Below are 13,946 nucleotides of genomic sequence, written 5' to 3' on the forward strand. Positions count from 1 at the left end.
TGGTTTTTGCAGGTTTATAGCAAAAAGCAATCAGATAGATTAACGGCATCTGAAAAAAAGGTGGGGCCAGAATTCTGGAACAACTCTAATAACTAAAAAATGTAAAATATAATGAAAAACTCATGCTTAACGTATTTATTATTAATGCTATTTGTACAGGTTAATGCTCAAATTAGTATCGATACAATACGTCCTTCAAAAACCGAAAGGGTGAACCCAATACACAAGGTAGATTTCAACAACGGCAATCAATGTCCTGAACGCAAACAAGGAGGGAACCCACAAGTGGTAAATGGCTATCAGGTTTTTAATGGCTCCATGGATGGCAACAGGCAGATAGATCCGCAAATCGCTGTAGGGGGCGATTATGTGCTGGAAGGAACTAACAGCGGACTGATGATTTATGATAAAAAAGGCAAATTTGTTCAAGGCGTTTCTCAAAAATGTTTTAATAATGGGATAGATCCCAAAATGTTTTTTGATATCCACAACAAGGTATTTGTTTTTGATTTATGGTGGTATTACGATGCAGCAAAGACAAAACCGGTAAATATTTCCGTTTCGGAAACCAGTAATCCAACAGGTGCGTGGAATATTTATCCCGTTTCAAGAACGGAGGAAGTTGATGGTGGCGGTATTGGGTATAGTAAAAAATGGATCGGTTATTCTTATCCCGGAGGAGAAGAAAATACCTTTGTTTTGCGTATGGCTGATGCCAAAGCGGGTAAACCGGCTACTATTTATCATTTTAAAGGAAGTTTAGGACATCCCGTTTTTGTGCAGGATGCCATTGATGATTTGTATTTTTTTGATATCGAAAACGATCAATTTGTAATCCGAAAAGTATCAGAAGATGCAAATGGGCAACCCTATTGTCTGGTTGTATCCCAAAAACCGCACGGTTTAAAATACATCGATTACCCTCCGCAATCTCCACAAAAGGGCACAGAACAAAAAGTTTCCAGCGGTGATCGCAATCCCAAAAACCTGGTGTATCAAAATGGAAGTATTTGGTTTTCACAAGCTGTAAATTGCGAAGGACGTTCAGCGGTGCAGTGGCATCAAATAAATGCTGTTACAGGAGATATAGTACAGACAGGATTGATTAAAAGCGATACCACCAATTATATTCAGACAACGATTGCCGTAAATAAAAAAAATGATGTTTTGGTTGGTTTTCAGGAAGTAAATAATAATTCGTTTATTAGTCCACGATTTGCATTTAGAATGGCAAAAGACCGTTTGGGGACCATAAGAAAAATTGTAAGTTCAGGTGAAGGCAAAGGTGCCACTGATGGAGTGTCATGGGGAGATTATAGCGGTAGTATTATTGATGGCGACAATCTTCTTGATTTATGGACTATACAAAGTATGACTAATATAAAGGGAAAAGGGGAAACCGTTATTGTAAAAGTCCCTTTCAATGGAAAGTAAAACGAGAGGCTATTTAGCTAGTAGGTGTTTATTGCTGACAAAACAACCAAGATGATACATTTTGTACAAAACGTATCGTGAAATAATATAGTTTTGTAAGTCAAAAAAACATCATCATAATTATTTATGATGATGTTCTTTTTAAGAAACTTTTTTAGTTTATTATATGAAACAGCAAACAGGTTTAATTTTTATCTTGAAATCACAAATATAAATGTTCCCAAAAAATAAAATACTAGTTATTCTCGTAGTCATTTCATTATATAGTACTGGCGTTTTTTTGGCCTATTCAGGTGATTTATTCAGTCAAATTCAAAAAATAAGGCACGAAAATCAAATTCAAAAAATCAAATTCAGCCAAACAATAACCTTCTCTTGGGAAGAATGGCGAGCCTTTTCGAATAAAAAAGAAATAAAACACAATAATGCTTATTATGATGTGATTTCGTTTCAAAAATTTCGTTCGGAAGTTATCGCAAAAGTGGTAAAAGATGATTTGGAGAATGAATTTCGTTTAGTGATTTCTCAAATTTTCAATAAACATAAAACAAACCATTCAGCGAAAAAACGCACCTTTATCTCTAAACACCTTGTACAAAAACACAACATAAATTTTGGTTTTAAAATCGATTTTAAAAGTAATACAATTGAAAATCATAATACCCAATTTAATTTAAAAACCAGATCATTTATCGATTCACTGTTTGATCCTCCATGTTAAAATTGTTTTTTTTTGAAGCATTTATTTTAAACAAAATTAATTACACAAACATGAAAAAAACAATAACCGTAATGGTTTGTATTTGCTCTTTGGCGGGGTTTTCCCAAACCAAAAAAGACACCATAAACTCAATAGGATTAGATGAAGTGGTTGTAAGTACACAACGATTTGCAAAACCAAAAAGAAAAATTACCCAACAAATTGAAAGTATTTCTAAAAAAGAAATCGAGTTTAATAATTTCCAGTCCAGTGCCGATGTGTTAGGGAATTCGGGGACTTTAGCAGTTCAAAAATCACAGCAGGGTGGCGGAAGTCCTGTTATTAGGGGTTTTGAATCCAGTAGAATTTTATTACTCGTTGATGGAATCCGAATGAATAACTTAATTTACAGAGCTGGACATTTGCAAAACATAGTTACTGTTGATAAAAATATGATCGAGAATGTAGATGTGCTTTTTGGACCATCGTCTACTATTCACGGAAGTGATGCGCTTGGCGGAGCCATTTATTTACAAACTAAAAATGCAAAATTGCTTTCCGATACGGAAAATAAAAAGTTTAGCGGAACTGCTTTAACGAGTTATAACTCTGCAAACCAAGGAAAATCAGGTCATTTAGATTTCAACTTTGCGGGTCAAAAATGGGGTTCCTTAACTTCATTCTCCTATAATGATTATGGGGATTTAAAAATGGGAAAACATAAAAATGGTTCCAATGATTTTTTTGGAGAAAGACCTTTTTATGTGGTAACCAATGATGGTGTTGACACTAAAGTTGCCAATGACGACAAATATGTGCAAAAATTTTCTGGATACAAACAATATGATTTTATGCAAAAAATTGTTTTTCAGCAAAATAACAGCACGCGACATAGTTTAAATTTACAATATTCTACCACATCAGACATTCCGAGATATGACAGGCTAACTGATTTGGGTTCAAACGGAAAATTTAAATCTGCAGTTTGGAATTATGGCCCACAAAAAAGATTACTTTCTGCTTATAAATTAGACAAAAAGAAGGCATTCTTGAACAGTGATATGAATTTGGTTGCCAGTTATCAAAACATCGAAGAAAGTAGAATTACCCGTAATTTTGGTAATCCAACCCAAAGTTCAAGGGTCGAAAAAGTTTCGATATTTGCCATCAATTCTGATTTTAAAACAAAAATAGGAAACGGTGATTTTATTTATGGTGCCGATGTATATTATGATAATTTGAAATCTTCGGGAATTAAAAGAAACATTTTAACTAATGCTGAAGGCATCACTGATTCGCGTTATCCGGATGGAAAAAACAATACTTTTAGAGCCGAAGGTTTTGCTTCCTACAGCAATAACATTAACAAAACGGCCTCGTACAATGCAAGTGCCAGAGCGGGTTACGCCACTTTGAACAGCGAAATTTCAACCAATTTTCTGAATTTACCTTATGCTAACGTTTCACAAAAAAACTTCACCTATAGCGGTGCCGTTGGAATTGTAAATAATGCCAGTGAAAACACAAAAATAGGTTTTAATTTAGCTTCTGCATTTCGAGTTCCAAACATTGATGATTTAGCAAAAATATTCGAATCGGCAGCAGGAACTTTAATTGTGCCAAACAAAGATTTGAAGCCTGAGAAGTCAGTAACGGCTGATTTGAGTATTACTTTTTGGGAAGGAAAGCGTTTTCAGTTTGAAAATGTTTTTTATTACACAAGACTGTATGATGCAATAGTAACGGGTGCTTTCACGTTAAACGGCCAATCTTCGATTGTTTATGAAGGAAAAAATAGCCTTATTTATGCCAATCAAAATCAAGGAAAAGGAAATATTGCCGGAATTTCTTCGACCTTAAGAAGCTATATCACAAAATCATTCTTGTTTTATGGCACTTTCAACTTTACTCACGGTAGAGTCCAAAATGCGGCGGGAAATTTTCCTTTAGACCATATCGCTCCATTTTACGGGAAAACAGGTTTTAAATATGAAAGTAAACGAGTAAACCTGGATTTGTATATGTTGTATAACGGAAAAAAAGAGTTGAGCAATTACTCCCCCAGTGGAGAAGATAATTTGCAATATGCTCCAAAAAATGGGATGCCTTCTTGGGAAACCTATAATTTGAAAGGATCATTATCTTTAACGGAACAGTTCACTGTTTTCTCCGGTGTTGAAAATATTTTAGATACGCAATACAGGACTTTTGCTTCTGGAATCAATGCTGGCGGAAGAAGTATTTATCTTGGAGGGAAATACAATTTTTAGAAATTAAACCGCAAATAAAAGCCCGCAATTTCATTGAAATTGCGGGCTTTGTATATTTCGTAATTTTTATTAATCAATAATCATTTCCGGAATTTCACCTTCAATAATTAAATCTGCTTCAGTGGAAGCGATGATATGTTCTACGGTTACACCCGGTGCGCGTTCCAATAGTTTGAAACCTTTTGGTGTTATTTCCAAAACGGCCAATTCAGTTACCACTTTTTTAACGCAACCCACGCCAGTAAGCGGAAGTGTACATCTTTTTAGAATTTTTGATTCACCGGCTTTGTTAACGTGCATCATGGCTACAATAATATTCTCGGCAGAAGCCACTAAATCCATTGCGCCACCCATTCCTTTAACCATTTTTCCGGGGATTTTCCAGTTGGCAATATCACCGTTTTCGGCAACTTCCATCGCGCCAAGGATCGTTAAGTCAACATGTTGTCCACGAATCATTCCAAAACTGAATGCTGAGTCGAAGAAACTTGCTCCGGGCAAAGTAGTTATGGTTTGTTTTCCTGCGTTGATTAAGTCAGCGTCTTCTTCTCCTTCAAAAGGGAATGGACCCATACCCAGAACACCGTTTTCGCTTTGAAATTCAACGTCAATTCCTTCTGGAATATAATTAGCCACTAATGTTGGAATTCCGATTCCGAGATTCACGTAATAGTTGTGTTTTAATTCTTTTGCAATACGTTTTGCAATTTGATTTTTATCTAAAGCCATAATTAGAAAATTTTTCTCACGGTTCTTTGTTCAATTCTTTTTTCATATTTCACACCTTGAAAAATTCTATTTACAAGTATTCCTGGAATATGAATTTCATTTGGATCTAAACTTCCTGCAGGTAATAACTCTTCTACTTCGGCGATGGTGATTTTTGCCGCCCCAGCCATACATGGATTGAAGTTTCTTGCGGTTCCTTTGAAAATTAAGTTTCCGGCTTCGTCACCTTTCCATGCTTTTACAATGGCAAAATCAGCTTTGAAAGCGTGTTCCATAACGTGCATTTTTCCGTTGAATTCGCGTGCTTCTTTACCTTCGGCTACTTCAGTTCCATAACCGGCTGGTGTGAAAAAAGCAGAAATTCCGGCTTGTGCCGCACGACAACGTTCTGCTAAAGTTCCTTGAGGGATAAGATCCACTTCGAGTTCTCCGGAAAGCATCTGGCGTTCAAATTCAGCATTTTCTCCTACATAAGAAGAAATCATTTTTTTGATTTGACGCTTTTGCAAAAGCAATCCAAGACCAAAATCATCTACACCTGCATTGTTTGAAATACACGTTAAATCCGTAGTTTCTTTTTTTACTAATTCGGCGATGGAATTTTCCGGAATACCACATAATCCGAAACCGCCAAGCATGATGGTCATCCCATTTTCAATTCCTTGAAGGGCATCCTGAACGTTGTTTACTTTTTTGTTAATCATAAAAATGAGTTGCTATTTGTCGAATTTTAATTTAAAGAAGAGTCAAGTCTGTTTATATTACTAAGAACATCAGGATTTAATTTTGAGAACGAATGCCCTAGCCCAGATAAAAGCGACATCCTGTCATTGTGAGGAACGAAGCAATCCTATTTGTTGCTCTCGATATGCGATTGCTTCGTTTCTCGCAATGACTTTATAATTCAAATTCTTCGGTATCTTGTTCTACGGCCGTCGTGTCTATTACCTTTTTAGGAACGTAACAGTCTACTTTTATAGAAAGATTTGCAGGTCTTTCAAAGCCTTCCTTAGAAACTTTAAGGGCTGGATCAGCATAACACAGTTTCATGAAATAACCCCAAACCGGTAATGCGGCTGTAGCTCCCTGACCATAAGTAATGCTTTTGAAACGGGCCGAACGGTCTTCGCAACCTACCCAGACTCCAGTCACAAGATTAGGAACCATTCCCATAAACCAACCATCAGACTGGTTTTGTGTGGTACCTGTTTTTCCTGCAATAGGGTTTTTAAATTGATATGGATAACCGGTCCAGCGATTGTCACCGTTACCGCCACCAGTAGTACGCAAACGGTCTCCAGAGCCACCTTCGGTTACACCTTCCAGTAATTTGATAACTGCATAAGCAATGTCTTTATTCAGGACATCATGCGATTCTGGTATTGGTTCGTAGATTACAACGCCACTTTTGTCTTCAATTTTCGATATAAATTGAGGTTTCATATAAACACCTTGATTGGCAAAGGTGCTGTACGCGGCAACCATGTCTTCAACTGTTATTTCAACCGCTCCTAACGCAATGGATGGTTGGTTTACAATTTCGGATTTCACGCCTAATTTATGTGTTAAATCGATTACTGCTTCCGGACCAACTTTGTCAATCAATTTTGCGGATATAGTATTTATGGAATTGGCCAAACCTCTTTTTAAGGTAACCATCCCGCGGTATTTGTTGTCAGAATTTCTAGGTTCCCAATCTTCGGTAACATGATGGCGTCCTTTTCTAATGACAAATGGACCATCAATAATCGAATCACAAGGAGACATATTTAACTGTTCGATAGCAGTGGCGTAAACAAATGGTTTGAAAGTAGAACCTACTTGTCTTGCACCTTGTCCTACGTGATCGTATTGAAAATATTTGTAGTTGATACCGCCAACCCAAGCTTTTACATTACCGGTTTGCGGTTCCATTGCCATCAATCCGGATTGTAAGAAGTGTTTGTAATACCGAATAGAATCCAATGGCGTCATGATGGTGTCTTTTTCTCCTTTCCAAGAAAAAACGGTCATTTCTGTTTTTTCGCTGAACGATTTTATAATTTCTTCATCGCTTTTATCCATTGATTTCATCACAGCCCATCGGCTAGATGATTTCATTGCCTGATTCAGAATACGTTGTGTTTCAACAGAAGAAATGTTAACAAAAGGAGCGTTTTTATTACCCTTAGATTGATTGAAAAACTCTTCTTGAAGGTTTGCCATGTGCGCCGTAACCGCTTCTTCAGCATGCAATTGCATTCTGGAATCAATCGTGGTGTAGATTTTTAGACCGTCTTTGTAAATATCATAATCAGAACCATCCGGTTTTTTATTTTCCTCGGCCCATTTTTTCATGTAGTCACGCAAGTATTCTCTGAAATACGTAGCCGTTCCGTCTTTGTGTGTTTCTAATTTGAAATTTAATTTGATCGGTAAACTTTGAAGTCTTTCTTTCTCTTCTTTTGAAATGATTTTTCCTTTTTCCATTTGCAAAAGCACCACATTTCTACGGTTTTTTACCCCTTGTGGGTTTCTGATAGGATTGTATAAACCAGAATTTTTAAACATTCCCACTAATATTGCCGATTCACTGATGGTTAAATCCTTTGGTTCTTTAGAAAAATAGGTTTTTGCCGCTGAACTTACTCCAACAGAATTATTTCCAAAATCATATACATTACAATACATGGCAATGATTTCATTTTTAGTGTATTGTCTTTCTAATCGAATAGCGATAATCCATTCTTTTATTTTTTGTACAATTCTAAAAGGCAGAAATTTAGACCCTTCTCCGTGAAATAATTGTTTTGCCAATTGCTGTGTCAACGTACTTGCACCACCGCTTGTTCCTAAACTGGAAATAGCTCTCAAAGTTCCTCTTCCGTCAATACCGGAATGCTCATAAAAACGGGCATCTTCAGTAGCGATTAATGCTTGTACCAAGTTTTTTGGTAAGTCAGAGTATTTTAACTGAGACCTGTTTTTTTGGAAATATTTACCCAAAACCACTCCGTCAGCCGATATGATTTCGGTGGCTAAGTTTGAATCTGGATTTTCTAAATCTTCAAAAGAAGGCATCGAACCGAAAAGTCCCCATGAAGCAAATAAGAAAAATAAACCGACTGCACCCATTCCATAAAAGAAGATTTTCCAAAATTTCTTTTTGTAGTAAGTAATGTCCTTATTAATATTTCTTGTCTGATTGTTATTTTTTTTGATAGCCATAATACTATTTTATTCTTTTTTTTCTATTCTAAAACCTACCTCTGTAATTCCATCTAAAGCCGTTACGCCGGGAACTTTACCGTTTTCTCTAACCGCTTGTTTGATATAGACTTTGTATTTTGATCGGAACCGTACATTTTCCTTATAAAAGAGTTTGCTTTCTTTTATGTCCGAAAATCCATCGCCTAATAATGTTCCGTCCGGATCTGCCATTTGGTATTCAAGCGTGTCCACTTTTGTGAAACCATTTGGTAATTCCAATGCCACAATTAAAAACAGATTGTTGTATTGATAATTGTTATTGGCTCTCAAATTCACAAATAGATTGTATCGTTTTGTTGAGTCTAATTCCGGTAAATTGAACGTTACAATGCTGTCTTTGTGCCACGCACTACCAACAGATTTATATTCATCAAAAACTCTTTTTTTATCACATGAAGAAAAGAGAATCACAACTAAAAGAAGTAAAGCGCTATTTTTTATCCACATTTTTAGTAATAATTATAGGTTTTCTTGGTTCCGCAGGCTTTTTGTCATTTGAATTCTGACGGTTATTATTGTTATTGTTTGCGGGCTTGCTGTTATTTGCTACAATTGCATTTTCGCCGGCCGGTTTGCGTTTTTTATTTGGTTTTTTCTTTGGTTTTGGCTGGTCGAAACGAGTCAAACTTTCCTGACCCATTGCATTATTGAAGTTTTTCTCTGGCTCGGCAACAATCTCGATAGCATAATCTTCTAACGAAGAAACTTTGTTTTTTAGTTTGTTTTCGGCAACAATTTCTTTGACTTGTTCAATTTTCAGCACATGCCAATTAGCAAAATTATTGGTATACGCAAACCACATTAATCCTTTGAAAATATCTTGTTTTTGGCAAATGGCATCTCCTTTTTCAGTCACCAATTTTGTCTCGAAATCCGGAAAATCTTTCAACGCATCCATGTAGGTATCCAGTTCATAGTTCAAGCAGCATTTTAATTTTCCGCATTGTCCTGCCAGTTTTTGTGGATTTAAAGACAGTTGTTGGTAACGTGCCGCTGAGGTGTTTACACTTCTAAAATCCGTCAACCAAGTAGAACAACACAATTCTCTTCCGCAAGAACCAATTCCGCCTAAACGAGCTGCTTCCTGACGGAAACCTACTTGTTTCATCTCGATTCGAGTGCTGAATTCTTTAGCAAAATCTTTAATCAATGCACGAAAATCGATACGGTCATTTGCAGTGTAATAAAACGTAGCTTTTGATCCATCCCCTTGAAATTCAATATCCGAAATTTTCATTTCCAGTTTTTGAGCAATCGCCAGTTCCCGTGCGCGAACCTTCATCGGCTCTTCACGATCTCTTGCGGTGGACCAAATATCAATGTCTTTTTGGGATGCTTTTCTGTAAATTTTTGGAATTTCATTACCCAAGTAATTCGCTCCTTTTTTCTTCATTTGAATTTTAACCAATTCTCCTGTCAAAGTAACAATTCCGATATCATGACCCGGAGAAGCAACGGTAGCAACGATGTCGCCCATGCTTAACGTTAATTTTTCAGTATTGCGGTAAAATTCTTTTCTTCCATTTTTGAAACGTACTTCAACACAGTCAAAAGGGGCGTCACCATTAGGTAAACTCATATTAGAAAGCCAATCGAAAACCGTTAATTTATTGCAGCTATCGGTGCCGCAAGTCCCATTATTTTTACAACCCTTTGGTGCACCACCATCAGAAGTTGAACAACTTGTACATGCCATAATCTTATATGTAGTGTTGCGACGAGCACAACTTAAGTTCTTAAAACGTTTAATGTGTAAAGATAGTATTTTTTAATTTTATGGAACAATGCCTATCTGCGCCAATAAATCATAAATTTATACTAAAAAAACCCATTACAATTGCAGCTGTAATGGGTTGAATTTAAATCTGTTTTTAATAAAAAACTTAAGTTTCTTTCACCGAAATTATTTTAACCGGACATGCTTTTGCCGCCAATTCACAACTTTCAACAATCGTGTGGTCGTGTGATTTTAAAGTAAAAAAACCTTTGGCATTTTGCGAATGAATCAAAACTGACTTTCCGTCTTTCTTGGACATTTGAAATTGAACCGGCGCCATTTCAACGCAATAATTACAGCCAATGCATTTGTCTCTTTGTAAAGTAACAATAACCATTAGGCTTCCACAATTTTATATAATTTGTCCGACATTCGGATTCTGAACGGTAATTTTAAAGTGCAATCATCGCCTTTGGTGGCTTTGCCAGCCGTAACATCATTGACAAACATTTCGTCGATAATCATTTCTTGCGCTCCGGTGCTTGGTCCTGTTACCAGAATTTTATCTCCAATTTTAATGTCGTAAGCTTCAATTTTGAATTGACCAATGTTGGCTTTCGGGAAATAATGGGTTCCTTTTCCCACATAGACTTTTTTCTGTGTAGCCATCGATCCGGAAACATCACTCCATTCGCCCAATTCTTGTCCGAGATAATAACCGGACCAAAAACCACGATTATAAACCGTGTTCAACGCTTCCATCCAATCCGCTACTTTTTCTTTAGAAAACGAATCTTCATAATAACTTTCAATGGCTTCCCGATACGTTTTGATAACGGTAGCAACATATTCAGGAGCACGGCCACGGCCTTCAATTTTCAAGACCTGAATACCGGAATCAATGACTTGGTCCAGAAAATCTATGGTGCATAAATCTTTTGGAGACATTAAATATTCGTTGTCAACTTCGATTTCAAAACCTGTTTCCTGATCAATTACCGTGTATTTCTTGCGGCAATTTTGTTTGCAGGCGCCGCGATTGGCGGAGGAATTATTGGAGTGTAAACTCAAATAACATTTTCCTGAAACTGCCATACACAAAGCACCATGACCGAAAATTTCAATTTCTACCAAGTTGCCGTTTGGGCCCTTAATTTGTTCTTTTTCGATTTGAGCGGTGATACTTTTTACTTGACGTAAACTCAATTCCCGACTTAAAACCATCGTGTCTGCAAATAAACTGTAGAATTTTATGGTTTCAATGTTGGTCACATTCAATTGGGTTGAAATATGGACTTCCATCCCAATGCCTCTCGCCATAGCGATAACCGCTTGGTCAGAAGCAATAACCGCGGTGATATTCGCTTCTTTGGCTTTGTTCAATAAGGTTTTTACGACGGATAAATCGTGGTCGTAAATTATGGTGTTCAAGGTCAAATAACTTCGGACATTTTTAGTTTCGCAGCGTTTTGCTATTTCCGGTAAATCGTCCATGGTGAAATTCACGGTGGCTCTGGCGCGCATGTTCAATTGCTCTACGCCAAAGTAAATAGAATCCGCACCATTATCTAATCCGGCTTGTAAGGACTCAAAGTTCCCAGCGGGAGCCATAAGTTCTATTTTGTTATTCGATGTCATTCTATATTTTTCTTATGATTGTCTCCAACCGTTAAAACGGTTGGCTATGGTTTTATGTTTGTCTCTCATTTTGTGCATAGCCCAGGGTTTCAACCGTGGGTGACGTAATGGCCGTAAGGAATCAATACATTGTTTTTTAAAATTGTTTTCCTGTGAATGTCTCCAATCGTTGAAACGGTTGGCTATGGTTTTATGTTTAACCCATGCAATTTTATAAATTCGTCATATTCATCTTGAGAATTTTTCTTTAAATGATGCTGCTTTTGATTTTTTATATAATTAAAAACGGCTTCTAATTGAGATTCACTAACGGAATAAGCTGCATAACCTGTTTGCCAAGCAAATTTTTCAAGCATTAAATTCTCTCCATTTATAGAATGTGAGGAACTGCCTTTAATCTGTTTTATTACATCTGCAATTGATTTTTGTGGATTTAATAAAAACAAGGCGTGAACATGATCCGGCATTCCATTGATGATTCTAACGGGACACCCAAAGTCAATTAACTCCTGTCGGATGTAGTCATATACTTGTTTCTCTATTGATAAATCTATTAATTCCTGACGATTTTTGGTTGCCCAAATAGCATGAATCCATAATTTATTAAAGGAATGTGGCATAACGATACGTTTAAATGTCTTCTAATCTACAATTTTATACGATTTATTGAATAATTAAATTGTAAAAATGAAATCTGTGTCTGTTTTTTAAAGGCTATTTGTGTTATCCTATAATTTTATATAATTTATCAGATAATCGAATTCTGAATGGCAGTTTAAAAGTACAAGTGTCTCCGGAAATCGCTTTTTCTTGTGCTAAATCGTTAACAAGCATTTCTTCGATTACTAGTTTTTGTTCGCCGGTTGTGGAACCTTTGATTAGAATCGTATCACCGATTTTGATTTCGTTTTCTTCAATTAAAAACTGGCCAATACTTGGCTTTGGAAAAAAATGTGTTCCTTTTCCAATATAAATTTTCTTAATTTTTGGTTCTTTTTTGATAGCAGTCCCGACGCTTCGGGATGGTTTTTCTGCAACAAAAATACCATGCGTTTCTTCCTGATTTTTGAAAGTCAGCACCTCTGATTTTCCTTTTTTGAAAATCTTATTTCCGTTTTTAATCCCTCTTCGAATGGCTTTTTGTTCTTCTTCCGGCAAGTGAATGACACTCACACATTCAGTAGAACAGCAACCTTCCATTTTTTCCTTGCAAGAATCACATTGGATAAAAAGTAAATGACAGCCTTCGTTCACGCAATTGGTATGGACGTCACAAGGCGCGCCACATTGATGGCATTGCGAAACAATATCGTCTGTGATTCTTTCGCCCAAGCGGTGATCAAATACGAAGTTTTTACCGATGAATTTACTTTCTAAACCTTCAGCTTTTACCTGACGCGTGTATTCTATGATTCCACCTTCAAGTTGGTATACGTTTTCAAAACCTTTGTGTTTGAAATATGCACTGGCTTTCTCGCAGCGAATTCCTCCGGTGCAATACATCAATAGTTTTTTATCTTGTTTGTGTTCAGTAAGTTGCTCTTCGATAATTGGTAAACTTTCACGAAAAGTATCAACATCTGGTTTTATAGCTTTGGTAAAATGTCCAATTTCACTTTCGTAATGATTTCGCATATCAACCACAATCGTGTTTGGATCTTCCAAAAGGTCATTGAATTCCTTGGCTTTTAAATGAATTCCAATATTCGTCACATCAAAAGTTTCATCAACCAAACCATCAGCCACAATCTTATCACGCACTTTTACGGTGAGTTTCAAAAACGAGTGATCGTCTTGTTCTACGGCAATATTCAAACGGATTCCTTTCATGAAATCATAGACTTCGATAGAATCTTTGAACGCGTAGAAATTATCGGCAGGCAGTGATAATTGGGCGTTGATTCCCTCACTGGCTACATAAATTCGACCCAGAACTTCAAGAGAGTTCCACGCCAGAAATAATTCGTTACGAAATTGTGTTGGATTTGAGATTTGCGCATAAGCATAGAAAGACAACGTAAGACGTTGTTTTCCGGCATCATCAATCATGATGGCTCTTTCCTCTGCGCTTAATGTGTTATACAGTTGCATGCTATAAACAGTTTAAGTTGAGAAATATATTTTTTGCAAAAGTAGAGAAAAAGGTGCAAAGGTGCAAAGTTCCAGAGAAGCAAAGGTTGAAAAGACTAGATTAGAAAGATATAAATAC

At 36.5% G+C, this 13,946-nt stretch carries 12 protein-coding genes; 3 read left to right on the plus strand and 9 right to left on the minus strand.

Annotated features, from left to right (window positions below; all coding sequences use genetic code 11):
* Window positions 1-111: 111 nt before the first annotated feature.
* The 3 genes from ACNQGX_RS09490 to ACNQGX_RS09500 all read left to right on the plus strand — a co-directional run bounded on the left by ACNQGX_RS09490 (window position 112) and on the right by ACNQGX_RS09500 (window position 4,404).
* The gene (locus tag ACNQGX_RS09490; RefSeq protein WP_417975676.1) at window positions 112-1,434 is read left to right on the plus strand and encodes a hypothetical protein; all 1,323 of its coding nucleotides are present in this window, start codon (window positions 112-114) and stop codon (window positions 1,432-1,434) included.
* A gap of 214 nt (window positions 1,435-1,648) precedes the next feature.
* A complete protein-coding gene (locus tag ACNQGX_RS09495; protein WP_417975678.1) occupies window positions 1,649-2,155 on the plus strand; it encodes a hypothetical protein in 507 nt (168 codons plus the stop codon).
* Window positions 2,156-2,205: 50 nt separating this feature from the next.
* A complete protein-coding gene (locus ACNQGX_RS09500) occupies window positions 2,206-4,404 on the plus strand; it encodes a TonB-dependent receptor plug domain-containing protein (protein WP_417975680.1) in 2,199 nt (732 codons plus the stop codon).
* 69 nt (window positions 4,405-4,473) lie between these two features.
* Here the strand turns inward: ACNQGX_RS09500 and ACNQGX_RS09505 are convergent, their stop codons facing one another.
* From ACNQGX_RS09505 to trhO, 9 genes are all read right to left on the minus strand, one after another.
* Complete coding sequence (locus ACNQGX_RS09505) at window positions 4,474-5,133, minus strand: CoA transferase subunit B (RefSeq protein ID WP_417975682.1); 660 nt, start codon at window positions 5,131-5,133, stop codon at window positions 4,474-4,476.
* A gap of 2 nt (window positions 5,134-5,135) precedes the next feature.
* The gene (locus tag ACNQGX_RS09510; RefSeq protein WP_417975684.1) at window positions 5,136-5,837 is read right to left on the minus strand and encodes a CoA transferase subunit A; all 702 of its coding nucleotides are present in this window, start codon (window positions 5,835-5,837) and stop codon (window positions 5,136-5,138) included.
* A gap of 193 nt (window positions 5,838-6,030) precedes the next feature.
* The gene (locus tag ACNQGX_RS09515) at window positions 6,031-8,340 is read right to left on the minus strand and encodes a penicillin-binding protein 1A (RefSeq protein WP_417975686.1); all 2,310 of its coding nucleotides are present in this window, start codon (window positions 8,338-8,340) and stop codon (window positions 6,031-6,033) included.
* Between the two features lie 9 nt (window positions 8,341-8,349).
* Complete coding sequence (locus ACNQGX_RS09520; protein ID WP_131914517.1) at window positions 8,350-8,829, minus strand: gliding motility lipoprotein GldH; 480 nt, start codon at window positions 8,827-8,829, stop codon at window positions 8,350-8,352.
* Entirely contained in the window at window positions 8,813-10,078 is a 1,266-nt protein-coding gene (locus ACNQGX_RS09525) for a PSP1 domain-containing protein (RefSeq protein ID WP_417975688.1), read from the minus strand. Before ACNQGX_RS09525 ends, ACNQGX_RS09520 begins: the two co-directional genes overlap by 17 nt.
* Window positions 10,079-10,265: 187 nt before the next feature.
* The gene (locus ACNQGX_RS09530) at window positions 10,266-10,496 is read right to left on the minus strand and encodes a ferredoxin (RefSeq protein ID WP_091172284.1); all 231 of its coding nucleotides are present in this window, start codon (window positions 10,494-10,496) and stop codon (window positions 10,266-10,268) included.
* A complete protein-coding gene (locus ACNQGX_RS09535; protein ID WP_417975690.1) occupies window positions 10,496-11,737 on the minus strand; it encodes a peptidase U32 family protein in 1,242 nt (413 codons plus the stop codon). The genes ACNQGX_RS09530 and ACNQGX_RS09535 overlap by 1 nt, the downstream gene beginning before the upstream one ends.
* A gap of 182 nt (window positions 11,738-11,919) precedes the next feature.
* Window positions 11,920-12,357: an IS200/IS605 family transposase gene (gene tnpA / locus ACNQGX_RS09540; RefSeq protein WP_417975692.1), complete on the minus strand. Its 438-nt coding sequence runs from the start codon at window positions 12,355-12,357 to the stop codon at window positions 11,920-11,922.
* 103 nt (window positions 12,358-12,460) lie between these two features.
* On the minus strand, window positions 12,461-13,828 hold the full coding sequence (trhO, locus tag ACNQGX_RS09545) for an oxygen-dependent tRNA uridine(34) hydroxylase TrhO (RefSeq protein WP_417975693.1): 1,368 nt from the start codon (window positions 13,826-13,828) through the stop codon (window positions 12,461-12,463).
* Window positions 13,829-13,946: the final 118 nt, after the last annotated feature.

The organism is Flavobacterium glycogeni, assembly GCF_048286775.1.
Lineage (GTDB): Bacteria > Bacteroidota > Bacteroidia > Flavobacteriales > Flavobacteriaceae > Flavobacterium.

Excerpts from the sequence above, each read along its gene's own strand:
- ACNQGX_RS09505 (WP_417975682.1), bottom strand. The coding sequence starts at position 5,133 with ATGGCTTTAGATAAAAATCAAATTGCAAAACGTATTGCAAAAGAATTA.
- ACNQGX_RS09515 (WP_417975686.1), bottom strand. The coding sequence starts at position 8,340 with ATGGCTATCAAAAAAAATAACAATCAGACAAGAAATATTAATAAGGAC.
- tnpA (WP_417975692.1), bottom strand. The coding sequence starts at position 12,357 with ATGCCACATTCCTTTAATAAATTATGGATTCATGCTATTTGGGCAACC.
- ACNQGX_RS09490 (WP_417975676.1), top strand. The coding sequence starts at position 112 with ATGAAAAACTCATGCTTAACGTATTTATTATTAATGCTATTTGTACAG.
- ACNQGX_RS09500 (WP_417975680.1), top strand. The coding sequence starts at position 2,206 with ATGAAAAAAACAATAACCGTAATGGTTTGTATTTGCTCTTTGGCGGGG.
- ACNQGX_RS09520 (WP_131914517.1), bottom strand. The coding sequence starts at position 8,829 with ATGTGGATAAAAAATAGCGCTTTACTTCTTTTAGTTGTGATTCTCTTT.
- ACNQGX_RS09495 (WP_417975678.1), top strand. The coding sequence starts at position 1,649 with ATGTTCCCAAAAAATAAAATACTAGTTATTCTCGTAGTCATTTCATTA.
- ACNQGX_RS09510 (WP_417975684.1), bottom strand. The coding sequence starts at position 5,837 with ATGATTAACAAAAAAGTAAACAACGTTCAGGATGCCCTTCAAGGAATT.
- ACNQGX_RS09530 (WP_091172284.1), bottom strand. The coding sequence starts at position 10,496 with ATGGTTATTGTTACTTTACAAAGAGACAAATGCATTGGCTGTAATTAT.
- trhO (WP_417975693.1), bottom strand. The coding sequence starts at position 13,828 with ATGCAACTGTATAACACATTAAGCGCAGAGGAAAGAGCCATCATGATT.
- ACNQGX_RS09525 (WP_417975688.1), bottom strand. The coding sequence starts at position 10,078 with ATGGCATGTACAAGTTGTTCAACTTCTGATGGTGGTGCACCAAAGGGT.
- ACNQGX_RS09535 (WP_417975690.1), bottom strand. The coding sequence starts at position 11,737 with ATGACATCGAATAACAAAATAGAACTTATGGCTCCCGCTGGGAACTTT.